Origin of the sequence: Devosia pacifica, from assembly GCF_014652635.1 — a bacterium.
Classification (GTDB): Bacteria; Pseudomonadota; Alphaproteobacteria; order Rhizobiales; family Devosiaceae; genus Devosia; species Devosia pacifica.
The window spans coordinates 769,921-793,395 of record NZ_BMZE01000001.1; the positions used below are offsets into that span (position 1 = coordinate 769,921).

The following is a 23,475-nucleotide window of genomic DNA, read 5'->3' on the forward strand; positions in this document are numbered from 1 at the left end:
ATCGCAATTGCAATCGCCTTGTGGCGATATGGCTAAAGCTGTTTACGCATCTGAACGCAACTGGCCGATATCCCTTCCAACTCGGCCGCATCCCATTCGTGTCGTTCCCAGCCCGTGCGGGTGTAGTAGCCCTCGGCGGTCCTGATCGCATTGACGTAGAGCGTATGCCATCCATTCACATGCGCCTGCTGATCGATGAGCGCCTGAAGCGATCGCCCATACCCCTGCCCCTGCAATTCGGTAAGTATAGCGACGAGCCGAACCACGCCGACGTCACCGCCGCGGCTGTCGAGCCGCGTCGTACCGATGCCGCGTTCGTCATCGTAAAGCACATAAGGCTGGTTGCCCGGCGCACGATCATCAGCATGGTCTTCGTCATAGCTGACGTGCCCAAGCGGACGACCCGGAACAAACAGCACTGCACGCCTTATGGCATGCAGTGCTGTCCAGTCATGTTCCGTACGCACCGGCTGAAGCCGGAGCGAGGCGGTCATCCCGCCATCGCTCCTTGCGCAGATGCGCCGCGATCCATCAGCAGCCGGTTATAGGCATTGAGATAGGCGCGCGCCGAAGCCACCAGCGTATCCGGTTCGGCCGCGTTGCCCGAAACGATCTTGCCATTCATTTCGAGGCGCACATGTGCGTTCGCCTGCGCGTCGGTGCCGCCGGTGACGCCATCGACGGCATAAAGCACCAGATGCGGCTCCTGCCCCACTGCCTGCTTGATGGCCGAGAAGATTGCGTCGACCGAGCCCATCCCCTCGTAGCTCACGGCAGAAACCTCGCCATCGATCGACAGCGTCAGATTGCAGGTGTGAACGCCGCCGGTCTTGGAAACCACTTCCATGCCGACGAGCTTGATGCGGTCGCTGGACGAGCCGACTTCGTCGTCGACAAGGGCGATTATATCGGCATCGTAGATATGCTTCTTGCGGTCGGCCAAGTCCTTGAAGCGCACAAACGCTTCCTGAAAGGCATTGTCGCCAAGCTCATAGCCCAGTTCGCGCAACTTGTCCTTGAAGGCCGCGCGGCCGGAATGCTTGCCCATGACCAGTGTTGTCGCCTTGATACCGACGCTGGCCGGGGTCATGATCTCGTAGGTCTCGGCGTTTTTCAGCATGCCATCCTGGTGGATGCCGCTTTCATGCGCGAAGGCGTTCTTGCCGACGATAGACTTGTTGTACTGCACCGGAAAATTGGACGCTGCAGATACGATCTTGCTGGCACGGCTGAGATGTGTCGATTCGACATTGGTGAAAAACGGCATCGCGTCGCCGCGAGTCTGCAACGCCATGACAATCTCTTCCAGCGCCGCATTGCCGGCCCGTTCGCCAAGGCCGTTGATCGTGCACTCCACCTGACGCGCGCCACCGGCGACTGCTGCCAGCGAGTTGGCCACTGCCATCCCGAGATCGTCGTGGCAATGCGCCGAAAACACCACGTCTTCCGCGCCGGGCACCTTCTCACGCATGGTCTTGAACATCTGGAAGTGTTCTTCGGGGATCGTATACCCAACCGTATCCGGCAGGTTGATCGTGCGTGCGCCAGCCTTGATCGCCGTCTCGACACAGCGCATCAGGAAGTCCATCGGAGTGCGGGTCGCGTCCATCGCCGACCATTCGACATCATCAATCAGGTTGCGGGCCTGCCCGACGGTCTTGGTGATGATCTCGATCACCTCGTCCTCGGTCTTTTTCATCTGGTGTGCCAGATGAATTGGCGACGTCGAGACGAATGTGTGGATGCGCCCGCGCTGGGCATGACGCACGGCCTCACCGGCCCGGTCGATGTCCGCGGGTATGGCGCGGGCAAGCCCGGCTACGGTGGCCTTTTTTACCTGCTTGGCGACGGCCACGACGGCCTCGAAATCGCCGACAGAGGCGATGGGAAAGCCCGCCTCGATGATATCGACGCCCATTTCGTCGAGAACTTCCGCGACCTGCAGTTTTTCCTCGAGAGTCATGGTAGCGCCCGGCGATTGCTCGCCATCACGCAGGGTGGTGTCGAAAATAAAGACGCGGTCGCGGTTGCTGGTATCTGTCGTCATGTCTTGCTCATCCTATCGCCGGCTCGAGAGCAATGCTCAAGATGCCGGACAAACTGAAGTGTTCGGCTGCTGGACAATCCCCTGATGACCCGCTCGCACAAAACGAGCTGCCGGTTACCAGGGGCTGATAAGGAGCAGGAGGAGCAGAGCGCCGAGCAGAAATCCATGCGCAGCATATTCGCGCAGCTTCTGGCTGTCGCGAGTGCTTTTCGTCATAGCAATGGCGCGCGAGCGCTTCATGGCTTGGATCCCGGTTCGCCGACAACAATGCGCGAGTTTCTCGTCCTGTGCAAGACCGTATGCGGCTGAGTGCATTGTACGATGTCTCGTTCAGTCGATATCCAGTTGCCCTTCGCCCACCAGCACAGCGTCTCCGCCAATGCCGGCATGGATCAGTCTGCCTTCCTCGAGCCGGAAATAAAGCCGGATGCGGCACGGCCGCCCCATCTCGTCACCCTGCCTCAATGTCAGTTCCGCCTGACCGCTATCGCCGTAACGCTCGGCCAGGGCGCCGATTAGGGCTGCAGCGGCGGATCCGGTGCCCGGATCTTCCTTGAGACCCATGCCGGGAGAGAACATACGTGCCGCCAGCTCGTTTCCATCCTCGCCCGGCGTTTCGGTGAAAACATAGACAGAGTGCCGGCCCACCGGAAAAAGCTCTGGCCAACGCGCTCCGAAAACCGGACTGGCCTTGGCCAAAGCATCAGGACCGCGCACTGGAATGAGGTAAAATGGATTGCCGGCCGAGTAGACCTCAGGCGCGTAAGAGCCGCAACCAATCTCCTCAGGATCAAGGCCCAGCACCATGGCGATATCGCGCCTCGCTGGCGCTGGCCCGGCGGGCTCAGGCAGCTTTGGCAGGGTGAACCTTGCCTCTCCCTGACGCGGCCCGACGCGCTCGAACAAGGTGGTGACAAGTCCCACCTCTTCCTCAAGCCGCATCGCGCTCATCTTGCGCGCCAGCCCCAGCGCCACCGCGGCGCCAACAGTCGGATGCCCCGCGAACGGCAATTCAACCATCGGTGTAAATATCCGCAGGCGCGCCGTGTTCGAACTCGATGCCGGCGGCAGTACGAACACGGTCTCCGAGAGGTTGAACTCGCGCGCTATCGCCTGCATCGATTGAGAAGACAGGCGCTGCGCATCATGCACCACTGCCAGCGGATTGCCGGCTAGCGGCTGGCTCGTGAAGACGTCGAGCAGTTGATATCTCAGCATGTCGTCTGCCCCTTGGACTAACTCTGTGCTGCCATCTGCCGCTGCCAGGCCGCATAGAGCGGATCACGCGAGGGCGGCTGCCCGTCAAAATTGACGAGATGCGGATCGATTTCGACCCAATGAGCGCGGCTGGCAGTCCAGATATTGCCAACCGGCCTGACCCAGGCGAGGTCATCGAGCGTGCCGGCCCGCACCACGAGCATCTCGGGTGACGACAATGGCTCGTTCCAGAGCTTTGTCCCGCACTCGGCACAAGCGAACATACGGACGACGCGGCCGCTATCAGCTGGCTTGTCGTAGTGCACCACCGAGCCGTCAAGAATGTTCAGAGACTCAGCGTTGACCGGCATGGACATCGACCAGCCGGCTCCCGAGAACCTCTGGCAATCCTTGCAATGGCAATTGTAAACCGCCAGCGGCGGTGCCGTCAGTTCGTAGCGCACCGATCTGCACACGCACCCGCCCTGAACGGGAAAGTCTGGCATCGACATCGTCGCCGATCTCCTCTTGAAGCCGAACCTTTCTAGGTCCCGCTCATCGGTATCATGAAAAAGGGCGCCCGCAACGCGGACGCCCCAGGGTTTAACGGCAGCCGCCGCTAGTTCTTTTCCTTGTCGACGAGCGCGCCCGCCTTGATCCAAGGCATCATGCCGCGCAGCTTTTCGCCGACTTCCTCGATCGGATGTTCGTCCGCAAGCCGACGCGTTGCCTTGAAGCGAGCCTGGCCCGAATGATGCTCCTGCATCCACTCGGCGGTGAACTTGCCGGACTGGATGTCCTTGAGCACGCGCTTCATTTCGGCCTTGGTGTCCTCGGTGATGATGCGCGGACCGGTGACGTACTCGCCCCACTCGGCAGTATTCGAGATCGAGTAGTTCATGTTGGCGATGCCGCCCTGATAGATCAGGTCGACGATCAGCTTCACCTCGTGAAGGCACTCGAAATAGGCCATCTCGGGCGCATAGCCGCCTTCGACCAAGGTTTCGAAACCAGCGCGGATCAATTCGACCAGGCCGCCACACAGCACAACCTGCTCGCCGAACAGGTCGGTCTCGCACTCTTCGCGGAACGTCGTCTCGATAACGCCGGAGCGACCGCCACCAACGCCCGAAGCATATGCCAGTGCGATGTCGTGCGCGTTGCCAGAAGCGTCCTGATCGATAGCGATCAGGCAAGGAACGCCGCCGCCGCGCTGGTACTCGCCGCGAACCGTATGACCCGGGCCCTTCGGCGCGATCATGATCACATCGACGGTCTTTTTCGGCTCGATAAGGTTGAAGTGCACGTTGAGGCCATGCGCGAATGCCAGTGCAGCGCCGTCGCGAATGTTCGGCTCGATGTGCTCCTTGTAGATCTCGGCCTGGAGCTCATCCGGCGTCAACATCATGATCACATCTGCCCAAGCCGCAGCCTCGGCAACGGACATCACCTTGAGGCCTTCGCCTTCCGCCTTCTTGGCAGAGGCTGAACTCGGCCGCAGACCGACGGCGACGTCGGTGACGCCGGAATCGCGCAGGTTCAGCACATGGGCATGCCCTTGGCTGCCGTAGCCGATGATGGCGACTTTCTTGGACTTGATGATGTTGAGATCGGCATCCCGATCATAATAGACGCGCATGGATTTCTCCCCTGATTGCGACTCAAGCCGGCTCGCGCCGGAACTGCTCCACCCCGTAAAGGGCGAAAAACTGGTCGGTGGCGGCTTTTGCTTCCGCATCGACGTTAACCTGCTTGAGGGTCTTGTCCCCCAAGAGCAGGCGAATCTGGATGTCGCGCACCACGAGGCCGAAGAAGGTGCGGTAGGCATCCTCGCTGCTCGGAAAGCGCAACAGCCGCGCATCGCGGCCCGCCTCAATGATCGGTTTCAGGCGCCGGCGGATTCCCAAAGGGCCGTTCTCGAGAACAATTTCCCCGAGACGGTCCTTTTCGGCCGCAGCGTGCGTGACAGCAATCCGGTTCAGCGTGATCGAGACTTCCCCCAGAAGCGTCTCAAGCAGGTCACGCGCGAATTGCTCGACACTCTCGCGCAGTGAGCCGGCACTGAGTGTAGTGCGGTCGACCTGCGGCATGCGCACCTTTGCGGCCTGCCATTGAACGGTCGCCGTCAATAGCCCGTCGCGATCCCCGAACCATTTGTAGAGGGTTTCCTTGGAGCAGTTCGCGCGCCGCGCCACCGCAGTCATAGTCAGCCGGTCGCCATTTTCCACCAACAGATCAAGAGCCGCCGTCAACACCGCCTGCTGGCGGGGTGTAAACGTCTCTTCATTGACCTTTATGGTCAGCGCCACGGCGAATTTCCTCTAAACTCAAAGTTCCGCAAGTGGCGTACCGTACGTTACGGTTCGGCGTCAAGCAGAGAGTTCTTGCCTGCTTCATCGGCACTTGCCGATGAAGCATTCTGTGCTACAACTTCATCGTAAAGTGCCGATAATAGGAAAGGCGATCAGATCGATGTCTCAAGCCAACACCCCTCCCTTGTTCCAGCCTTTTGAGGCGCGCGGCCTGACATTACGTAACCGGACCGTCGTCGCACCCATGTGCCAATACTCCGCAGTCAACGGGCTTGCCAACGATTGGCATTTTGTTCATCTCGGCCGATTTGCGCTTGGTGGTTTTGGTCTGGTCATTGTCGAAGCCACCGCAGTTACCGCTGACGGCCGCATCTCCTATGGTGACCTTGGTCTGTGGAACGATGAGCAGATCGCTCCGCTCAAGCGCATCAACGACTTTATTCATGCCCAGGGATCGACGGCCGGCCTGCAGTTGGCGCATGCCGGACGCAAGGCATCGACTCCGATCGCCTGGCGCCACGGCTTTGACGAAACCGAGGCCGAAAAAGCGGCCGTTGGTTTTGAAAGCTGGACACCTGTGGCCCCGAGCCCGGTGATCCATGCCGAAGGATCGGATTTCACCACGCCGGTCGAACTCGACGAGGCCGGGCTCGATGCGATCGTCGAGGCATTCGCGAGTGCAACGCGCCGTGCGCTCGATGCGGGCTTTGACCTCGTCGAGGTACACGCAGCACACGGTTATTTGCTGAATCAGTTTCTATCGCCGCTCGCCAACCAACGGACGGATAGCTATGGCGGCAGTCGCGAGAACCGCATGCGGTTCCCGTTGCGGGTGGTTGAGGCCGTCCGTGAGCACTGGCCCGAAGATCGCCCCCTCGCCTTACGAATCTCCGTCAGCGACAATCATCCGGACGGCTGGAGCGTCGAGGACAGCATCGCCTTCGTCAACGAACTCAAGGCGCGCGGCGTCGACATCATCGACTGCTCCTCAGGCGGCTTTTCTGGCGGGCGGATTAAGGCCGAGCCGCTATACCAGGTGCCGTTTTCTGAAGCGATCCGACAGGCAACGGGTGTGCCCACAATGGCCGTCGGCCTGATTCATGACCCCATTGCCGCCAACAGGATGATTGCCGAAGGACAGGCGGACTTCGCGGCGCTTGCCCGCGGCGCGCTTGACGACCCCAATTGGCCGGTACACGCCGCCAAGGCACTACAGGAAGAACCGGACTATGATCTCTGGCCGATACAGGCCGCAGCCCGCATGCGCGACCGCGATCGCAGTCTCGCCGCCGGCGCAACGCGTTAACGGTTTGCAAACCATGATTTTTGGAGCGGTGCCCCGCTCAGACGATTGATGCAACTCGATCCAAAAATCACCGCAATCGGGGTGCCACTCTTGTCTTGCTGATCCGGGATAACCAGATCAGCGTCGTTGAAGGGGAACATGACATGGATACCAAGGCCGCTATTTTCGCACTGCTCAGTGTTTGGGGTGTTGGCACATGCATGGCCCTGCCTGCTTCGGCGCAAGATATCGAAACTGAAACCGAGGCCGGAGACGACGGCGAGACCTCCAAAAATCCCTTGCTAAATCGCGTCTGGGTCCGGGCGGACGAAACCGGTCTGCCCGGCCCAATGCACATCTTCCTGCAGGACGGCACGCTGGTCTCGGACAGCTGCTGGGAAACCTATCGGCTTTCCGAGTGGCAGCAGGTCTCGACGTCACGGATCAGCTGGGACGAGGACGGCATGAAGATCGATGCCGACATCGCGAGCCTGAACGAGGGCGAACTTGTTCTGCGTCTGCATCGCATTGGCGGCAGCGTCGAGGAGCAGCGTTTCACCGCAGCCAACGTGCCCTATGTCTGCCCGGATATCGAAACCTGAGGTCCAAGCGCCTCAGAGCACCAGCTGCGTACCGATTTCGACCACCCGACCGGTCGGGATGTGGAAATACTCCGTCGCATCGCTGGCATTACGCGCGAGCCGTGCGAAGACACGATCCTGCCAACGCCTGAGCATGTTCCCCTTTTGCCCTGCCTTGAGTGAGCGCCGGGACAGGAAAAACGATGTCGACATGATATCGAACTTCCACCCGATCTTACGGGCAAGTGCCAGCGCCTTGGGGATATTCGGCTCTTCCATATAGCCAAACGTCACGATCACGCGGCTGAACAGCTCGTTATAGGCTTCGTAGTGAACCTTCTCGTCATCGGGCACACGCGGCGATGGCGACGTGTTGACTGTGAGGATCACGTTCGACTCGTGCAAGACTTTGTAGTGCTTGAGCGAGTGCAGCAACGCCGTGGGGGCGCCTTCGATGTCGCTGGTCAGGAAGATCGCCGTGCCGGGCACCGTTGTCGGACGCTTCTTTGCGAGGTTGTCGACGAGGAAGGATAGCGGCACTTCGTCCCGACGGGTCTTTTCAGCCAGACGGCGACGCCCCAGCATCCAGGTCACCATTACCAGTGACACGATCGCAGCGACCGCCACCGGCACCCAGCCGCCGTTGAAGATCTTGGCGGCGTTGACGATGAAGAAGCCTCCGTCGATCACGGCGTAGAGCGCTGCGAAGCCAACGAGCCATATGGTGTGCCATTTCCAGTTGCGGCGCATCACCACCAGCAGCAGCGCCAGCGTGACGATCATGATGCCCGATACGGCAATGCCATAAGCCTGGCTGAGCGCCTCGGAACTGCGGAAAGCCACGACGAGGATCAGCACCATGATCATCAGGAAGCTGTTGACCTGCGGCATGTACACCTGGCCGCTCTGCGTCTCGGAGGTATGGCGTACGACCATGCGCGGCAGCAAATTGAGCGCGATTGCCTGCTGCGTCAGGCTATAGGCGCCGGAAATTACCGCTTGACTGGCAATAATCGTGGCCATGGTTGCAAGGGCTACGAACGGGCCAATGGCCCAATCGGGATGCATCTCAAAAAATGGGCTTCGGACGGTTTCCGGGCCGACACTGAGCACAAATGCCCCCTGCCCGAAGTAATTCAGCAGCAGACACGGGAATACGAGACCGAACCAGGCCAGAACGATCGGGCGACGCCCGAAGTGACCGATATCGACATAGAGCGCCTCTGCACCCGTGACCGCTAGAAACACGGCACCCATGACGACAAAGGCGAGATTGGCGTGGGTGACGAGAAATTCGATCGCATAATACGGATTCAGCGCTGCGAGAATTCCCGGATACTGGACGATGTGAACGACGCCGATAGTGCCAAGAACAAGGAACCAGACCGCCGTAATCGGGCCGAACACGATGGCCACGCCCGCCGTACCAAACCTTTGCACCGCAAAAAGCCCGACAATGATGACGAGGGTGATCGGCACAACCCACCGCGTCATGTTCGGCGCCACAATCTCAAGGCCCTCGACCGCAGAGAGCACCGAGATTGCCGGCGTGATCATCGCATCGCCGTAGAACATCGCGGCGCCGAGCACGCCCAGACCAGTAATCCAGGTCGGCGCTTTGTCGAATGTCTTGCGCGCGAGCGACATCAGCGAAAGCGTGCCGCCTTCGCCGTTATTGTCGGCACGGGTAACGAAGAAGATGTACTTGACGGCAACAGTCAGCGTCAAAGCCCAGACGATCAGCGACAACAGCCCGAGGATTTCACCTGTTGTGTTGTGGCCGCCCGGTGCCACGCTCATAGCCTGCCGGAAGGCATAGATTGGACTGGTGCCGATATCTCCGTAAACGACACCAACGACGCCTAGAGTGAGGAGCGGAAGGCTGCCGTGGCCGTTGCCGGCCTGTTCGGTCGCAACGTCACCGGCTGGGGTGCTGCCGGCGCTACTGGTTTGCGTCATGAGCTTTGGGCTACTGGTTCAAGGGCCGGCGCCCTATACACCCGCCCACCCAGCGGCACAACCCGCGTCTCCCCGCCCGCACAAGGAGTTGCTTACAAAGCAGATCGGCGGCGCCCGCCAGGGCACCGCCGATCCGACAACACAAGAACTCGAGAGTCGCGCCTGGCGACGCCGGATCAGGCGTTAGCCGCGTCACGCTCGCGCTGTGCCTTGGTGGCCGAGGTCCACCACACGAGCTGATCCAGCAGGTCATTCATGCCCGGAAGGATTGCCGGCTCGATGTTCGAGATATCGCCGTTCTCGCCAAGCGGGTGGACCTTCATGAACTCGGAACCGCCAATGTGGACGCCGGAACGCACGGGGACCATCTGCAGTTCGATGTTGATCAGGCGCAGATGCTCGATGGCACGGGCGGCGCCAACCGAGCCATAGCCGACATAGGCAGCAGGCTTGCGGTTCCACTCGAGATAGGCCTGGTCGAGCGCATTCTTGAGGGCGCCAGTGATCGAACGGTTATACTCGGCGACCACGAAGATGTAGCCGTCGAACTCACCGATCTTTTTCTGCCAGGCGATGGCATTCGGGTCTTCGCTCGGCATCCAGAGATTGGAGGCCATCTCGTTGAAGAACGGCAGATCAAAATCCTTGATGTCGACCAGTTCGACATCGAATTCGTCGCGCTTCTGAGCCTGCTGAAGGACCCACTGCGCCGGCTTGTCGGCAAAACGCGAGTCACGTGTAGAGGAGACGATTACGGCTATCTTTGGCTTGGACATTTTCAAACTCTTCTCGTTGAAGTCAGGAACAAATCAGAACTGAGGCGATATATGTTCCTGTCTCGACAGAGCGCAAGGAGGCACTGACAAGTGGTCCACGCACACCGGTGCGCCCCGGTATCATGTATGTAACCTGTTGAATCGCCTTGAAATCGCGGTTTCGCAGGGCGACAGAAGGCTAACGGCCACCGCCTCGTGACGGACTGTCTGCCAAAGACGATCAATCAGTTTCAAGAATTGCCCTGTACTGACGCACCGCCTCGCCGAATCCGAGAATCAGGGCGTCGGCGGTCAGGCCATGGCCGATCGACACTTCCGCAATCTCAGGCAGAACAGTCTTGAAAGCTGGCAGATTGCCGAGGGTCAGATCGTGGCCTGCATTGACAGCGAGGCCCTTTGCCAAGGCATCATCCACTGTTCGCCGCATCGCCTCGAGCTCATGCGCTGCCGCGTCCTCATCTTCGATGCACCCGCCATAGGGACCGGTGAACAACTCGATCCGGGCGGCACCGGTGTCTCGCGCCGCAGAAATATCATCAGGACCAGCGTCAGGATCGCAGAACAGCGACACCCGGCGGCCATCGGCCTGAAGTCCCCTGACGATGTCTGCCAGAAAGTTCGCCTTACCGCGAAAATCCCATCCATGGTCCGATGTCGCCTGCTGCGGATCGTCGGGGACCAGCGTCACCTGGTGCAGTGACACAGACGTGGCCAGTTCGAGAAACTCGTCTGTAGGATAGCCTTCGACGTTGAACTCCGCGTGCGGGTACTCCGCGGCAATCAGTTCCGCCAGATCGTGGACGTCGGCGCGGCGAATGTGACGCCCGTCTGGTCGCGGATGCACCGTGATCCCCGCCGCCCCCGCATCAAGCGCGATACGGGCAATTCCCGTAACGCTCGGCCACGGCAAATCGCGGCGATTGCGCAATTGCGCGACGGCATTGAGGTTGACTGAAAGCGCGGTCATAGGCTTATCCCGAACAAGGCTGAAAACGCTGTTACACGATAAGTCGGTAAAGCCTCAATTCTTCTTGGTGATCCAAAGATCAGTTTGGCTGATGGCCGGAACTCACCCGGCCACCAGTCTTGCTCAGCTACATTCCCTCGGGACCGCGCGATATTGCCGCCACACCGGTGCGTACGACTTCGATCAGACCGAGCGGCACCATCAGGGAAATAAAAGAGTCTATTTTCGAGGGCTTACCCGTCACTTCGAAGACGAAGCTTTCGGTTGTCGCATCGACGATGTTGGCGCGAAAGGCATCGGCAAGGCGCAAGGTTTCTGCGCGATGCTCGCCTGATCCGCCGACTTTTATCAGCGCCAGCTCACGCTCGAGCGAAGCACCTTCGGCCGTCAGATCATGCACCTTGTGCACCGGCACCAGGCGCTCCAGCTGCAGCTTGATCTGAACCAGCACCTTGGGCGTCGCCACCACCACGACAGTGATGCGGCTTAAGCCCTTGTCGTGCTCGGTCTCGCTGACAGTGAGACTCTCGATGTTGAACCCACGTGCCGAGAACAGGCCGACAACGCGAGCCAAAAGGCCGGGCTCGTTATCCACCAGAACCGATAGCGTATGCCGCTCCGGAGCATCGGTTTCCTTGGTAATGAAGTAGGCCGATCCAGTCGGCAGAAGATGAGCGTTCATTCTGAAATCTCCTATCGCTGGGCTCGCCTAGACGAGCTGGCGCCCTTTTTCGTCAATGATCGATCCGATATTGGCTGTATCGGGCAGGATGATCTCGTTGTGTGGCTTGCCCGACGGGATCATCGGCAGGCAGTTCTCATCCTTTTCCACGAGGACGTCGAAGAGAACCGGTCCTGGGTAATCGAGCATCTCCTGGATCGCAGCATCGAGCTCGGCAGGGTTGTCGCAACGTATGCCCTTGCCGCCATAAGCCTCTGCCAGCTTGACGAAATCCGGCAGGCTTTCTGAATAGGAGTGCGCGTACCGGCCGCCATGCAGCAGGTCCTGCCACTGCCGAACCATCCCCATACGCTCATTGTTGAGGATGAAGATCTTGATCGGCAGCCGATACTGCACCGCCGTCGACATTTCCTGCATTGTCATCTGAACGCTGGCTTCGCCGGCAATATCGATAACCAGCGCATCCGGGTGCGCCACCTGAACGCCGACAGCCGCAGGCAGGCCGTACCCCATCGTGCCCAGACCGCCAGAGGTCATCCACCGGTTCGGCTTGTCGAAATGGAAGTGCTGCGCGGCCCACATCTGGTGCTGCCCGACCTCGGTAGTGATGTAGACATCACGGTCCTTGGTCATTTCGTACAGTCTGGCGATCGCGTATTGCGGCTTGATGGTCGTTTCCGATGGCGTGTAGTTCAGCGACTTCACCTCACGCCAGCCCTCGATCTGCTTCCACCAGTCTGCAATTGCCTCGGTGCGCGGCTCGTTGGTTATCGAGCGGTAAAGCCGAACCATTTCCTCGAGCACCAGCCCGCAATCACCGACGATCGGTAGATCGACACGGACATTCTTGTTGATCTGCGCCGGATCGATATCGACGTGAACCTTGGTCGAGTCCGGAGAAAACGCATCGATCCGTCCGGTGATACGATCGTCGAACCGCGCGCCGATATTGATCATCAGATCGCAATCATGCATCGCAAGGTTGGCTTCGTAGGTGCCGTGCATGCCAAGCATCCCAAGCCACTGCGGATCGGACGCCGGGAATGCTCCCAGCCCCATCAGGGTCGAGGTGACGGGAAAGCCGGTCAATTCAGCCAACTCACGCAAGTGCTTGGACGCTTCCGGGCCCGAGTTGATCACACCACCACCGGAGTAGATCACCGGACGCTCGGCGCGCAGCATCATCTCGACGGCAACTTTGATGGCCTCGAGATCCCCTTGCGTCTGCGGCTTGTAGCTCGAATGCCGGAAACCGTCGGCCTCCGGACGGGTATACTCGCCGAGGGCGAACTGGACATCTTTCGGAATGTCGATCACCACCGGGCCGGGACGCCCGCTGGTAGCGATATGAAAAGCTTCATGAAGAACCCTTGGGAGATCCTCAACGCGCTTGACCAGATAATTATGCTTGGTGCAGCTGCGCGTGATGCCGACCGTGTCGCATTCCTGGAAACCGTCCGAGCCGATCAAGGTGGTCGGGACCTGCGCGGTGATGCAGACCAACGGGATGGAATCCATCAGGGCATCGGTGAGGCCGGTAACAGCATTGGTTGCTCCCGGACCCGACGTAACCAGCACCACACCGGGCTTGCCCGTCGAGCGTGCATAGCCTTCGGCCATGTGGGTCGCACCCTGCTCGTGGCGCACCAGAATGTGCTGAACACTGTCCTGCTGAAAGATCGCATCATAGATCGGGAGTGCTGCACCACCGGGATACCCGAAGATGTGCTGCACGTTCTGGTCGATCAGAGCCTGCACAACCATTTCTGCGCCGGTCATTTGTTCGGCCATTGCCTTATCCTTCCTCACCGGGCGCCATCACCGCCCTTACCTGCAAAGCCGGCGTGAACCAGCCAATAAAAAAGGCCCCTTTCGGGACCTTGTTCGGCGCATCAGCTATCGCGCGGGAACTTATCCCACGTTGCCGATGCGCCAACCTACTACGAGAATGATAGACCGCACGGGGTCGCTCCTCAGTCGAATACCGCAAAACAGATAAAAACTTGCTTCGGGTGTGTCAAGAAAAAGCTCGACTATATATCCCGCCGACGCGGGAAAGAAAAAGGGCCACCTTGCGGTGGCCCTTCGTCAAATCAGTCTGCAGCCTGCAGATTTGCAGCAGAGGCGCGGCCATCACGGCCGGTCTCGAGATCGTAGGTCACCTTCTGACCTTCGGTCAGGGTGTGCATCCCGGCGCGCTCAACAGCGCTGATGTGGACGAATGCGTCCTTGCCACCGTCATCCGGGGAGATGAAGCCGAAGCCCTTGGTGGTGTTGAAGAATTTGACGGTACCAGTCGTCATGGTGAAGTCCTTTAGAGAATGGCGCCCGAAGCCATCAGCGAACGGGCCGAAAACCGCGTCGCGCGCTCGCGCTGTGCGGAAACAAACGTTCGCAAGATCGTGGAGAGGCAACCAGACGTCCAAGGACGCCGTCGATATAGCCAAGTACGGCTGAAAACGCTGAAGCCTTATGGCTGCTCTTTGCGGCAATAGCAAGGCCCCGGACAGCCGAGCCGCCCGGAGCCAGTGTTGTTATCGCGGTTCGCTCGCCAGCCCTTTAATGAGACCGACGCAGGCGACCAAAAGGATAATCGCGAACGGGAACCCCGTGGAGACCGCCATTGCCTGAAGCGCTGCCAATCCACCCCCAAGCAACAACGCGATTGCCACGAGGCCTTCAAAGCTTGCCCAAAGAACGCGCTGCGCCGTGGGCGCATTCACCTTGCCCCCTGCTGTAATCGTATCGATCACCAACGAACCGGAGTCCGAGGAGGTCACGAAAAACACGATCACCAGGGCGATGCCGACAAACGAGGTCAACTGTGCAAGAGGCAGGTAGGACAGCATCTGGAACAGCTGAATTTCGAGCGCTGAGTCGGCGACAGTCGTGAGGCCCTGATCCACCACCTCATGAATGGCTGTCCCACCGAATGCAGTCATCCAGAGCACTGACACCAGCGAGGGAATAAGCAGCACACACACGATGAATTCGCGTACGGTGCGGCCACGGCTGACACGGGCAATGAACATGCCCACAAACGGCGACCAGGAAATCCACCAAGCCCAGTAAAAGGCTGTCCAGCCATGCCGGAAATTGTCATCCGTGCGACCAAATGGGTTCGATAGCGCCGGCAGATGCTGCAGATAGGCGCCGAGATTGGCGAAAAAACCTACGAGAATCGAAACCGTTGGGCCGACGGCTATGACGAAGGCCAGCAACAGCACGGCCAGCAACATGTTGATCTCTGAAAGCCGCTTCACACCTGCATCCAGGCCCGCAACAACCGAGCCCAGCGCAACGCAGGTGATCGCGACGATCAGCAGCACCATCACTGTATTGTTGACCGGGAGGCCGAACAGGAACTCCAACCCGGCATTCGCCTGACGTGCACCAATCCCGAGCGATGTTGCGAGGCCAAACAGGGTCGCGAACACAGCGAGAATGTCGATCACGTGCCCGGTCCACCCCCAGACCCGCTCGCCGAAAATCGGATAGAAAATGGAGCGAATGGTCAGCGGCAAGCCCTTGTTATAGCTGAATATCGCTAGCGACAATGCCACCACCGCGTAGATCGCCCAAGGATGTAGCGCCCAGTGGAAGATTGTCGCCGCCATACCGAGCCGTTCAGCCGCAACATTGTTTTCGGCTGCCGCCCCGAGTGGAGCCCAATCGGTTCTCACACCGTCCTCGGTCACCACGCCGCCGACTGAACTGGAAAAGTGCGAAAGCGGCTCGGACACGCCGTAGAACATCAACCCGATGCCCATGCCAGCAGCAAACAGCATGGCAAACCAGCCTGCGTAGCCGAAATCCGGCTTTGCCTCGCGTCCACCAATACGAATCTTGCCGTATGGCGACACCACCAGAAACAGACAGACCAGCACGAAGATATTGCCGGCGCTGAGGAAGAACCAGTCGAAGTTCGCTGTCAGCCAGTCCCGAACGCCCTCGAAGATCGGACGTGAGCGCTCGCCCAGAATAAGCGTAATCGCAACGAATGCGACGATCGTGAGGACCGAAATCACGAAGACCGGGTTGTGGATGTCCAGGCGAAAACGCCCGAATTTCGGCCTGATATTATCCTGACCAATAGAATAGTCAGTCTCGATGATCTGGGTCGGCCCTTCCGGAGATGGAATTGCCTTGGTGACCGCCGACTCCTCGTTCGATGCCATGTAATACTCCCTGGTCTTCGCGCCTTGCCGACCCCCGTTTTTTCCGAGGGCCGGCATTTAGGACAAATAGATCCGCCCGCGCCCTGTGCGGGGCGAGGCAGATGCGAGGTTGATCGATGTTATTCTGCAAGTAGAGAGTATTTGACTTGCAACTGCAACCGCCTCGGGGAAAGACGTCGTTTGAAGCCTCGCCTTTTGTGATGACGGGCCGACACAAACTGCTGCGGCACAAGAAAAAAAGGGCGCCCTCAGGCGCCCTTCAATTCAGTGGTCTATTCGACCAGTATCAGCCCTCGGGGCAAACGTCGACAAAACGGGTGCCATCAGCGCGCTGATAAACGCAACGGTTCGGGTTGCTCTCAAGGCGGCCGAGAACGTTGCCTGCCGCAGCGCCAGCAACGCCGCCAATGCCTGCGCCAACTGCCGTGCCCAACACGCTGCCCGTCGTTGCAGCACCCACAATGGCACCGCCGCCTGCGCCGATGGCGGCGCCCGTCTGGGTGCTGGTGCAAGCTGCGAGTGAGAAGATAGCTGCGAGGACGATAAGAATTTTGTACATGAAACCCTCCGGATGGTTACTGCCCGACTGAATGAGCAAGCTTGCCAATGGTTCCGCCAAACGTGAACAATCTGTGGCACCAGCGAAAATCAGTGCTTTTCGGCAACACCGAAAATTCCCGTACCAACCCAGCCCAGCATCATCATTGCGCCGAATACAGGGGCAGCAAAGCCCGGCATGCGGTCAGGCAAAAAGGTGCGGATTGCCATGTCGAGAACAAAGCCGGCTGCGCCAATCGCCAGCACCCATGCTGCGAGCCGGATCAGGCGCCCCCGCTTGAGCCGCTCTGCAAGAATCAGCAGAACCGGCGCATGCGCAAGCGCAATCGTCGCCAGCGCGGCGATGGTGCGGCTCGACTCCAGATGCGAAGCGGCAGCGGCCGCGGCAACACCCCCCGCGCCCATCGCGCCTGCCATAAGCATCATGACTTTGCGTTCCATGTGCACGATCCTTGCCGGATCACCGGCGCTTGAAGTCTGCGGCCAATCGGATAGAGGTCTTGCCTGCGAGTAGGACCAAAGACAATGACAGAGCAAGATTTCACGGTGACGCAGGGGGCGGCGCCACACCGTGCTGCCGCACCCTCGTGGCAGGATGAACTGAAGGCAACGCTCTTGCTCGCCTGGCCGCTGGTGATTGCCCAGCTTGCGCAGAACGCCCTGCACGTCACCGACGTAATCATGCTCGGCTGGCTTGGCTCAGATTTTCTTGCTGCCGGCACGCTTGCAACGGCGGTTCTCACGCCGGTGCTGCTGCTTGGTATCGGCACGGTGAGCGCCGTCGCGCCGCTGGTTGCTCAGGCTCGTGGCGCCCGCAATATCAAGGGCATTCGGCGCGTGGTGCGCCAGGGATTTTGGGTCTCGATCGCGGCTTCCGCCCTGATCATCCCGCTGCTGCTTCAGATCGAACTGTTCTTCACGGTCACCGGTCAGGATCCGCTGGCGACAGAACGCGCCGGACAGTACATGCAGATTGCGGCATTCTCCGTCCTGCCCGCGCTCGGCATCATGACCTTGCGCTCACTGCTCTCTGCATTCGACACAACGCGGATCATTCTGTGGATCACCGTTGCCGGCGTATTCTTCAACGCCGCAGTCAACTATTTGCTGATATTCGGCAATTTCGGTGCTCCGAGGCTCGAGCTTCGTGGGGCGGCCGTTGCGACATTGACGACCAACCTGCTGATGTTCGCGCTAATGCTGCTTTTCGTGCTGCGGCATCGTCGATTCAAGCGCTTCAACATTCTCGTGCGATTCTGGCGGCCGGACTGGTCACGATTCTGGCAGATCGTGCGCATCGGCGTACCCATCGGCTTTACCCTGCTCGCCGAAGTCGGCATGTTCACCGCCGCTGCACTGTTCATGGGTTGGCTCGGCACTGACGAGGTGGCCGCCCATGCCGTGGCACTGCAATGTGCATCCACCGCGTTCATGGTGCCGCTCGGCCTTGGCATGGCCAGTACGGTGCGGGTCGGTGTCGGGTATGGGGCAAAAGACCGGGACGCGGTGGCCCGCGCCGGTTGGGTTGCGATGGCTCTTGGCACTGGCTTCATGGCCTTTTCAGCGGCATTGTTCATCGCGTTCTCCGGAGTGTTCGTGCGCCTTTTCCTCGATCCCAACCAGGCATCGAACACCGAGGCTCTGGCTCTGGCAGCCACCTACCTCGTGGTCGCCGGCCTGTTCCAGATCGTTGATGGGGCGCAGGTGATCGCCGCTCACGCGCTGCGCGGCCTCAATGACACCACGGTGCCGATGTTGGCTGCAATTATCGGCTACTGGTTCATCGGCCTTCCGACAGCTTACGCTTTGGGGTTCGTCGCCGATCTCGAAGGTGTCGGTATCTGGCTCGGACTTGCGGTGGGTCTATCGGCAGTCGCGATCGTTCTCACCTGGCGCTTTGCCTGGCGCGAACGGCTGGGCCTGTTGAGGGGAATTCCGGCGTAAGCCTAGCTCGGCAAACGCACCCAATCCGAAAAGCGGTTGCGAAACCAGGTTCTCTGGCGTTTGGCATATTGGCGCGTGGCGATGACCGCGCGTTCTATCGCAGTTTCCTGAATAATATCGCCGTGCAACCACGCCGATATTTCCGGTACGCCAATCGCCTTCATTGCGGGTAGCGACGGATCGAGCTTCCGCTCGAGCAAATTCCTCACCTCGTCCACGGCGCCATTGGTGAACATCTCCTCGAAACGGTTCGCGATACGCTGGCGCAGCACCTCCCGGTCGGGATCCAGCACAACGCGAACTGTCTCAATCCCGACAAGCGCACCAGTTTCCGGCTGCTGCTGAAAGCTTGAAAGCATTCGGCCGGTTGCAGCCTTGACGCTCAGCGCGCGCTCGAGCCGTTGCGGATCGACAACCTTGAGCCGAAGGGCCGCTTCAGGATCCTCCACCTGTAACAATGCCAGCCGCTGCTCCGCATCGAGGCCGGCAATCCGAGACCGCACCTCTGCCCGCACGGTCGCCGCGACCTGCGGAATGTCCGCGAATCCGTTTATCAAGGCATCGAAATAAAGCCCCGTACCACCAACAAAAAACAGGATCTTCCTGTCACTTTCCGCGATCACCTGCCGCGCGTTCGCAAGCCATTTGCCCGTCGAGAAAGCCTCTGCACAGTCGACAAAGCCGTAAAGCCGGTAAGGCACATCCTGTATCTCATCGGCGCTGGGGCGGGCCGTCACGACGCGTAATGTGTCGTAGACCTGCAGCGCATCGGTGTTGATCACCACTCCATCCACGGCCCGCGCCAATGCGTGCGCCAGCCCTGACTTGCCGCTGGCGGTCGGACCCGCTATCAGGACGGCGGTTCGTCGGCCATTGGCGGCCGCAGCGTCGATCATCCGGGAGAGTTCGTTTCGCATGCCGGTACTGTGCCTTATCGCCGATCCTTCCGATCCGGAACTGGATGCGGCACTCGCCAAGATGGTGCAGCTCGAGATCGGGGGCGAGTTAAATTGGCTCGATCACGGCATTGCCTGCGAGATCATCGAGCCGAAGTCAACCGATCCCCTGTCGGATGCGCGCGGCATTATCGGCTCTCGCCGCATCGATGCTGCGCTCGTGCCCAGCGGGGGACGGCGCAAGCGACTGCTGATCGCCGACATGGATTCTACTATGATCAACGAGGAGTGCATCGACGAACTTGCCGATGCGCTTGACCTCAAGCCGCGTGTTGCCGAAATCACCGAGCGCGCGATGCGCGGTGAGCTCGATTTCGCCGAAGCGCTCAAGACACGCGTTGCGCTTCTCACCGGGCTCGAGCGTAAGGTCATGGAAGAGATCCGGCGCGAGCGGATCACGTTGGCCTCGGGCGGCCGCGCACTGGTTCAGACCATGAAGGCTTATGGCGCGCGAACCGTCCTGATCTCTGGTGGCTTCACCTTTTTCGCCGATCACATCGCCAAGCGCATCGGCTTCGACGAAGCGATCGCCAACACGCTTGAATTTGATGGCGACCGCCTGACAGGCTCTGTCGGCCAACCTATTGTCGACAAGAGCGTTAAGTTGCAGCGCCTACAGCAGGAGGCCGAGAATGGCGGCTTCCCACTGACAGATACACTCGCGGTCGGCGACGGAGCCAATGACCTCGATATGATTACGGCCGCGGGCTTCGGCGTCGCTCTTCACGCCAAGCCGAAGGTAGCCGAGGCCGCCCCGATCAGGATCGACCACGCAGATCTGACTGCCCTGCTCTACCTGCAAGGATTTGCAGAAGACGATATAGTGCGATGATTATCGAAACGCCGCGGCTCATCCTCCGGCAATGGCGCGATAGCGACCGAGAGCCCTATGCGTCGTTCAACGGCGACGCCGAGACGCGCCGGTTCTATCCCACCATCCTCTCCCGCTCGCAGAGCAACGCCATTGTCGATCGGTTCATCAGGGGCATTGAGGAAGACGGGCATGGCTTCTGGGCGGTCGAGCGAAAAAGTGACGGGGTGTTTCTCGGAGATGTCGGCTATGCGCCTGTCGAGATGCCCCTCAAGGGCAATCCGCCGGTAGAGATTGGCTGGATCATCGGCCGGCCGTTCTGGGGTAATGGCTATGCCACCGAGGCGGCACTCGGGGCACTGGACCATGCCTTCAATTTCAAGGGTTTTTCAGAAGTCGTCGCCTTTACCGCACACCCGAATGCACCGAGCCAGCGCGTGATGCAAAAAATCGGCATGACCCATGATCCAGAGGGCGATTTCGAGCATCCCAAGGTGCCTGTGGGCCATTGGCTTCGCGCCCACGTGCTCTACCGCATGTCCAACCCACAGCAAGCCACCAGCTAGGACGCGCTGCGCACCAGCCAGAGCATCAAGAGACCGCCGCCAGCGGCGAGCAGCCCTGCAATACGCAAAGACGCTGGCGGCATGTTCATGATGCTCGCCAGCGTCTTTTGCATCTGCTCAGGAAACGCCGCGTAGATCAGGCCCTCGATGACGATGGCAAGAAACAACGCGGCGAGCAATTCCGTCACTGTGCCGGAACTGCCTCTTCATCGGCCACGGCACCAGCGTCGGAGCCAGCATCCTCAGCCTCAGGGTCAACCTGGTCTGCAGCCGAGCCGGTATTATCAACAGGTGAGAGGCTATCGGTGCCGCCCTGTATATCCTGAAGAAGCCCTTCGCTCGGCGGCACCTCCGTTGGCTCGGCACCCGGCACATCCGGTGCGGAGACCGACGGATCTGGTTCGGCCGGCTCAGGGATTTCGGTGCCGACCGTCGGCGAAAGTTCGGAGCCGTCCTCGAGCGTGATGGAAGGTGGCACCGTTTCTTCGATGCCGAGACCATCGAGCGCCGGCTCGTCTGTCTCTTGCACCACGATCGGCTGCCCAGTCACGCGCGGGGTGGCGAACTCCTCGCTCGGCTCAGGAATAGAACCGCTCGAACCGAAATAGTCGAAGAAAGCCGACTGCGGCGACAGCACCATCGTCGTACCGGTATTGGCGAGCGCGTTCCGATAGGCTTCCATGGACCGATAGAACTCGAAGAACTCTTCGTTCTGGGTGTAGGCGTCGGCAAACAGAGAGTTTGCCGTGGCGTCACCCTCACCGCGGATGATTTCGGAATCACGGGTCGCGGCGGCAACGATCTCGACGGCCTGACGATCAGCAATAGCACGCAAGCTCTGCGCCTGCTCCTGGCCCCGGGCACGTAGCAGAGCCGCCTCGGCGAGACGCTCAGCCCGCATGCGTTCGAAGGTCCTTTCGGAGACTTCTTCAGCGAGATCGGTCCGCTGAATACGCACGTCTACAATCTCAATGCCGATTTCGGCCATCTCCGGACGGATCAGGTCGCGGGCCTCGAGCATCATCTGGGTGCGCTGCTCCGAAAGGGCCGCGCTGAATTCACGCAGGCCATAGACCTGGCGAAGAGCCGCATCAAAACGCGTTGCGATACGATCCTCGACCACCGAAAGCTCACCCAGCGCACGCTGGCGGAACAACCGTGGATCAACGATCCGGTAGGTCAGGAAAGCGTCGACCTCATAAAACGCACCGCCGGAGACCTGCACGGTCATGTCGGCGAGATCGTAACGCAGCAGCCGATCCTCGATCATCTGCACGCGGTCAATGACGTCGGTCGGGATCTTGAAATACAGTCCCGGCTCAGAGTGAACGGCCGTGATCTCGCCGAACCGCGTCACGATCGCCTGCTGGCGTTCGTTGACGATATAGACCGAGGAGACAACGACATACAGGGCGGCCAGAACAACAACGGCCGCGATAATCAGACGATTGTTCATGGCTTAGTTCCCCGCGCTTGTAGTTGAGGACGCACCGGCGCTGGACGTGCCGCTCTGTCTGGACTGCAGCTCTGGCAGCGGCAGATAGGGCACGACGCCGGAACCGCCCGTACCTTCCTCGATCAGCACCTTCTCGGAGCTGCTCATCACGTCTTCCATCATTTCGAGATAGAGACGCTTGCGGGTCACATCAGGGGCATTCACGTAAGCTGCATAGACCTGGTTAAAGCGCTCAGCCTCACCAGTTGCCTCCTGCACGACGCGGTTTGCGTAAGCTGCCGCATCTTCGCGCAGTTGCGCTGCCTGACCGCGGGCATCACCAAGCAGCGAATTCGCGTACTGGCGAGCTTCTTCCTGAAGACGATCCTCGTCCTGTTCGGCACGCTGCACCTCGTTAAAGGCGTCGGCGACTTCAGCTGGAGGCGCGGCATTCTCGATCGAAATCTGCCCGACATTCACGCCGAGATCATAATCCGCGAGGATTCCAGCGGTGATGTCGCGCACTTGGCGGGCAATACCCGCACGGTCGTCACGGAAAATGTCCTGTGCAGGACGACGCCCGACGACTTCGCGCATCGCGCTTTCCGCTACCGATCGCACCATTTCTTCAGGGTTGCGGACATTGAAGAGGTACTGAGCTGGATCCTCGACAGACCACAGGACCGAAAAGCGCACATCCACAATGTTCTGATCACCCGAAAGCATCAGCCCATCCTCGGCGTTCGCCCGCGACCCAGTGCCCGAGGCATTGCCGATGACAGTCTGGTTTTCGGTGATCGAGACACGCTCGACCGTCTCGATCGGCCACAGATGGAAGTGCAGCCCCGGCATTGCCAGCTCGTCTTTAGGCTGGCCGAAGCGCAGCTCAACGCCGACTTCCTGTGGGCTCACGGTATAGACCGAGTTCGCGACCCAGAAGGCAATCAGCGCGAGGGCTGCACCGCCTACGGCCCATTTGCCGCCTGGGATGCCACCACCAGCACCGCCGCTGCCTCCGCCGCCTCCGCGGAATCGGTCGCGGCCGCGATTGAGAATATCTTCGAGATTTGGGCCGCCATTACTCGGACGACGCGGGCCACCGCCTCCGCCGCCATTGCCGCCGCCGCCGGGTGCCTGGCCCCAGGGACCGCCACCATTATTGCGGCCACCTCCGCCTCCGTTACTCTCCCACGGCATCGCATACCTTTCGGCTGGTTCGAT

At 60.1% G+C, this 23,475-nt stretch carries 24 protein-coding genes; 5 read left to right on the plus strand and 19 right to left on the minus strand.

Annotated elements, in window-relative coordinates; translation table 11 throughout:
• Positions 1-32: 32 nt before the first annotated feature.
• The 6 genes from IE127_RS03970 to IE127_RS03995 all read right to left on the minus strand — a co-directional run bounded on the left by IE127_RS03970 (position 33) and on the right by IE127_RS03995 (position 5,553).
• Positions 33-494, minus strand: a complete 462-nt coding sequence (locus IE127_RS03970; RefSeq protein WP_189423612.1) for a GNAT family N-acetyltransferase — start codon at positions 492-494, stop codon at positions 33-35.
• Positions 491-2,047, minus strand: a complete 1,557-nt coding sequence (locus IE127_RS03975; RefSeq protein WP_189423614.1) for a 2-isopropylmalate synthase — start codon at positions 2,045-2,047, stop codon at positions 491-493. Before IE127_RS03975 ends, IE127_RS03970 begins: the two co-directional genes overlap by 4 nt.
• A gap of 330 nt (positions 2,048-2,377) precedes the next feature.
• The gene (locus IE127_RS03980) at positions 2,378-3,265 is read right to left on the minus strand and encodes a PhzF family phenazine biosynthesis protein (protein WP_189423616.1); all 888 of its coding nucleotides are present in this window, start codon (positions 3,263-3,265) and stop codon (positions 2,378-2,380) included.
• 17 nt (positions 3,266-3,282) lie between these two features.
• A complete protein-coding gene (locus IE127_RS03985) occupies positions 3,283-3,756 on the minus strand; it encodes a GFA family protein (protein WP_189423617.1) in 474 nt (157 codons plus the stop codon).
• A gap of 107 nt (positions 3,757-3,863) precedes the next feature.
• Complete coding sequence (gene ilvC / locus IE127_RS03990; protein ID WP_189423619.1) at positions 3,864-4,883, minus strand: ketol-acid reductoisomerase; 1,020 nt, start codon at positions 4,881-4,883, stop codon at positions 3,864-3,866.
• Positions 4,884-4,905: 22 nt separating this feature from the next.
• Positions 4,906-5,553 carry a TetR/AcrR family transcriptional regulator gene (locus IE127_RS03995; protein WP_189423620.1) on the minus strand — a complete coding sequence of 216 codons (648 nt, stop codon included), beginning with the start codon at positions 5,551-5,553 and terminating at the stop codon, positions 4,906-4,908.
• 163 nt (positions 5,554-5,716) lie between these two features.
• Between IE127_RS03995 and IE127_RS04000 the strand changes: the two genes are divergently transcribed.
• Together IE127_RS04000 and IE127_RS04005 are read left to right on the plus strand one after the other, a co-directional pair.
• Entirely contained in the window at positions 5,717-6,862 is a 1,146-nt protein-coding gene (locus IE127_RS04000; protein WP_189423621.1) for an NADH:flavin oxidoreductase/NADH oxidase, read from the plus strand.
• A 143-nt stretch (positions 6,863-7,005) separates the two neighbouring features.
• On the plus strand, positions 7,006-7,443 hold the full coding sequence (locus IE127_RS04005) for a hypothetical protein (RefSeq protein ID WP_189423622.1): 438 nt from the start codon (positions 7,006-7,008) through the stop codon (positions 7,441-7,443).
• 12 nt (positions 7,444-7,455) lie between these two features.
• Here the strand turns inward: IE127_RS04005 and IE127_RS04010 are convergent, their stop codons facing one another.
• The 9 genes from IE127_RS04010 to IE127_RS04050 all read right to left on the minus strand — a co-directional run bounded on the left by IE127_RS04010 (position 7,456) and on the right by IE127_RS04050 (position 16,983).
• A complete protein-coding gene (locus IE127_RS04010; RefSeq protein WP_189423623.1) occupies positions 7,456-9,381 on the minus strand; it encodes a potassium transporter Kup in 1,926 nt (641 codons plus the stop codon).
• Positions 9,382-9,557: 176 nt separating this feature from the next.
• Complete coding sequence (locus IE127_RS04015) at positions 9,558-10,157, minus strand: NADPH-dependent FMN reductase (RefSeq protein WP_189423624.1); 600 nt, start codon at positions 10,155-10,157, stop codon at positions 9,558-9,560.
• A 220-nt stretch (positions 10,158-10,377) separates the two neighbouring features.
• Positions 10,378-11,124 (minus strand): pyridoxine 5'-phosphate synthase, encoded by a 747-nt coding sequence (locus tag IE127_RS04020; protein WP_189423625.1) that lies wholly within the window; start codon positions 11,122-11,124, stop codon positions 10,378-10,380.
• Between the two features lie 127 nt (positions 11,125-11,251).
• The gene (ilvN, locus tag IE127_RS04025; RefSeq protein ID WP_189423626.1) at positions 11,252-11,806 is read right to left on the minus strand and encodes an acetolactate synthase small subunit; all 555 of its coding nucleotides are present in this window, start codon (positions 11,804-11,806) and stop codon (positions 11,252-11,254) included.
• Between the two features lie 27 nt (positions 11,807-11,833).
• Positions 11,834-13,597 carry an acetolactate synthase 3 large subunit gene (locus IE127_RS04030; protein ID WP_189423628.1) on the minus strand — a complete coding sequence of 588 codons (1,764 nt, stop codon included), beginning with the start codon at positions 13,595-13,597 and terminating at the stop codon, positions 11,834-11,836.
• Between the two features lie 302 nt (positions 13,598-13,899).
• Positions 13,900-14,109 carry a cold-shock protein gene (locus IE127_RS04035; RefSeq protein ID WP_189423630.1) on the minus strand — a complete coding sequence of 70 codons (210 nt, stop codon included), beginning with the start codon at positions 14,107-14,109 and terminating at the stop codon, positions 13,900-13,902.
• 231 nt (positions 14,110-14,340) lie between these two features.
• Positions 14,341-15,984, minus strand: coding sequence for a BCCT family transporter (locus IE127_RS04040; protein WP_189423632.1), 1,644 nt, complete (start codon positions 15,982-15,984; stop codon positions 14,341-14,343).
• A gap of 286 nt (positions 15,985-16,270) precedes the next feature.
• Complete coding sequence (locus IE127_RS04045) at positions 16,271-16,543, minus strand: YMGG-like glycine zipper-containing protein (RefSeq protein WP_189423633.1); 273 nt, start codon at positions 16,541-16,543, stop codon at positions 16,271-16,273.
• Positions 16,544-16,632: 89 nt separating this feature from the next.
• Positions 16,633-16,983, minus strand: a complete 351-nt coding sequence (locus tag IE127_RS04050; protein ID WP_189423635.1) for a DUF423 domain-containing protein — start codon at positions 16,981-16,983, stop codon at positions 16,633-16,635.
• A gap of 84 nt (positions 16,984-17,067) precedes the next feature.
• Here IE127_RS04050 and IE127_RS04055 point away from each other — a divergent pair, with 84 nt between their 5' ends.
• On the plus strand, positions 17,068-18,486 hold the full coding sequence (locus tag IE127_RS04055; RefSeq protein ID WP_189423637.1) for an MATE family efflux transporter: 1,419 nt from the start codon (positions 17,068-17,070) through the stop codon (positions 18,484-18,486).
• Between the two features lie 2 nt (positions 18,487-18,488).
• Here the strand turns inward: IE127_RS04055 and miaA are convergent, their stop codons facing one another.
• Positions 18,489-19,403, minus strand: coding sequence for a tRNA (adenosine(37)-N6)-dimethylallyltransferase MiaA (gene miaA, locus IE127_RS04060; protein WP_244639921.1), 915 nt, complete (start codon positions 19,401-19,403; stop codon positions 18,489-18,491).
• Between miaA and serB the strand changes: the two genes are divergently transcribed.
• Complete coding sequence (serB, locus tag IE127_RS04065) at positions 19,402-20,274, plus strand: phosphoserine phosphatase SerB (RefSeq protein ID WP_189423639.1); 873 nt, start codon at positions 19,402-19,404, stop codon at positions 20,272-20,274. The two genes, miaA and serB, sit on opposite strands and share 2 nt — an antisense overlap.
• On the plus strand, positions 20,271-20,819 hold the full coding sequence (locus IE127_RS04070; RefSeq protein WP_189423641.1) for a GNAT family N-acetyltransferase: 549 nt from the start codon (positions 20,271-20,273) through the stop codon (positions 20,817-20,819). The genes serB and IE127_RS04070 overlap by 4 nt, the downstream gene beginning before the upstream one ends.
• Here the strand turns inward: IE127_RS04070 and IE127_RS04075 are convergent.
• From IE127_RS04075 to hflK, 3 genes are read right to left on the minus strand one after another with little or no spacing between them, the layout of a single operon-like run.
• Entirely contained in the window at positions 20,816-21,007 is a 192-nt protein-coding gene (locus IE127_RS04075; RefSeq protein ID WP_189423643.1) for a DUF2065 domain-containing protein, read from the minus strand. The genes IE127_RS04070 and IE127_RS04075 overlap by 4 nt on opposite strands.
• Positions 21,004-22,275 carry a protease modulator HflC gene (gene hflC / locus IE127_RS04080; protein ID WP_189423645.1) on the minus strand — a complete coding sequence of 424 codons (1,272 nt, stop codon included), beginning with the start codon at positions 22,273-22,275 and terminating at the stop codon, positions 21,004-21,006. Before hflC ends, IE127_RS04075 begins: the two co-directional genes overlap by 4 nt.
• Positions 22,276-22,278: 3 nt before the next feature.
• Positions 22,279-23,451: an FtsH protease activity modulator HflK gene (hflK, locus tag IE127_RS04085; protein WP_189423646.1), complete on the minus strand. Its 1,173-nt coding sequence runs from the start codon at positions 23,449-23,451 to the stop codon at positions 22,279-22,281.
• Positions 23,452-23,475: the final 24 nt, after the last annotated feature.

Bases quoted from the DNA above. Each gene is read 5' to 3' on its own strand.
- IE127_RS03970 (WP_189423612.1), bottom strand. From the start codon at position 494: ATGACCGCCTCGCTCCGGCTTCAGCCGGTGCGTACGGAACATGACTGG.
- IE127_RS03975 (WP_189423614.1), bottom strand. From the start codon at position 2,047: ATGACGACAGATACCAGCAACCGCGACCGCGTCTTTATTTTCGACACC.
- IE127_RS03980 (WP_189423616.1), bottom strand. From the start codon at position 3,265: ATGCTGAGATATCAACTGCTCGACGTCTTCACGAGCCAGCCGCTAGCC.
- IE127_RS03985 (WP_189423617.1), bottom strand. From the start codon at position 3,756: ATGTCGATGCCAGACTTTCCCGTTCAGGGCGGGTGCGTGTGCAGATCG.
- ilvC (WP_189423619.1), bottom strand. From the start codon at position 4,883: ATGCGCGTCTATTATGATCGGGATGCCGATCTCAACATCATCAAGTCC.
- IE127_RS04000 (WP_189423621.1), top strand. From the start codon at position 5,717: ATGTCTCAAGCCAACACCCCTCCCTTGTTCCAGCCTTTTGAGGCGCGC.
- IE127_RS04005 (WP_189423622.1), top strand. From the start codon at position 7,006: ATGGATACCAAGGCCGCTATTTTCGCACTGCTCAGTGTTTGGGGTGTT.
- IE127_RS04010 (WP_189423623.1), bottom strand. From the start codon at position 9,381: ATGACGCAAACCAGTAGCGCCGGCAGCACCCCAGCCGGTGACGTTGCG.
- IE127_RS04015 (WP_189423624.1), bottom strand. From the start codon at position 10,157: ATGTCCAAGCCAAAGATAGCCGTAATCGTCTCCTCTACACGTGACTCG.
- IE127_RS04020 (WP_189423625.1), bottom strand. From the start codon at position 11,124: ATGACCGCGCTTTCAGTCAACCTCAATGCCGTCGCGCAATTGCGCAAT.
- ilvN (WP_189423626.1), bottom strand. From the start codon at position 11,806: ATGAACGCTCATCTTCTGCCGACTGGATCGGCCTACTTCATTACCAAG.
- IE127_RS04030 (WP_189423628.1), bottom strand. From the start codon at position 13,597: ATGGCCGAACAAATGACCGGCGCAGAAATGGTTGTGCAGGCTCTGATC.
- IE127_RS04035 (WP_189423630.1), bottom strand. From the start codon at position 14,109: ATGACGACTGGTACCGTCAAATTCTTCAACACCACCAAGGGCTTCGGC.
- IE127_RS04040 (WP_189423632.1), bottom strand. From the start codon at position 15,984: ATGGCATCGAACGAGGAGTCGGCGGTCACCAAGGCAATTCCATCTCCG.
- IE127_RS04045 (WP_189423633.1), bottom strand. From the start codon at position 16,543: ATGTACAAAATTCTTATCGTCCTCGCAGCTATCTTCTCACTCGCAGCT.
- IE127_RS04050 (WP_189423635.1), bottom strand. From the start codon at position 16,983: ATGGAACGCAAAGTCATGATGCTTATGGCAGGCGCGATGGGCGCGGGG.
- IE127_RS04055 (WP_189423637.1), top strand. From the start codon at position 17,068: ATGACAGAGCAAGATTTCACGGTGACGCAGGGGGCGGCGCCACACCGT.
- serB (WP_189423639.1), top strand. From the start codon at position 19,402: ATGCCGGTACTGTGCCTTATCGCCGATCCTTCCGATCCGGAACTGGAT.
- miaA (WP_244639921.1), bottom strand. From the start codon at position 19,403: ATGCGAAACGAACTCTCCCGGATGATCGACGCTGCGGCCGCCAATGGC.
- IE127_RS04070 (WP_189423641.1), top strand. From the start codon at position 20,271: ATGATTATCGAAACGCCGCGGCTCATCCTCCGGCAATGGCGCGATAGC.
- hflC (WP_189423645.1), bottom strand. From the start codon at position 22,275: ATGAACAATCGTCTGATTATCGCGGCCGTTGTTGTTCTGGCCGCCCTG.
- hflK (WP_189423646.1), bottom strand. From the start codon at position 23,451: ATGCCGTGGGAGAGTAACGGAGGCGGAGGTGGCCGCAATAATGGTGGC.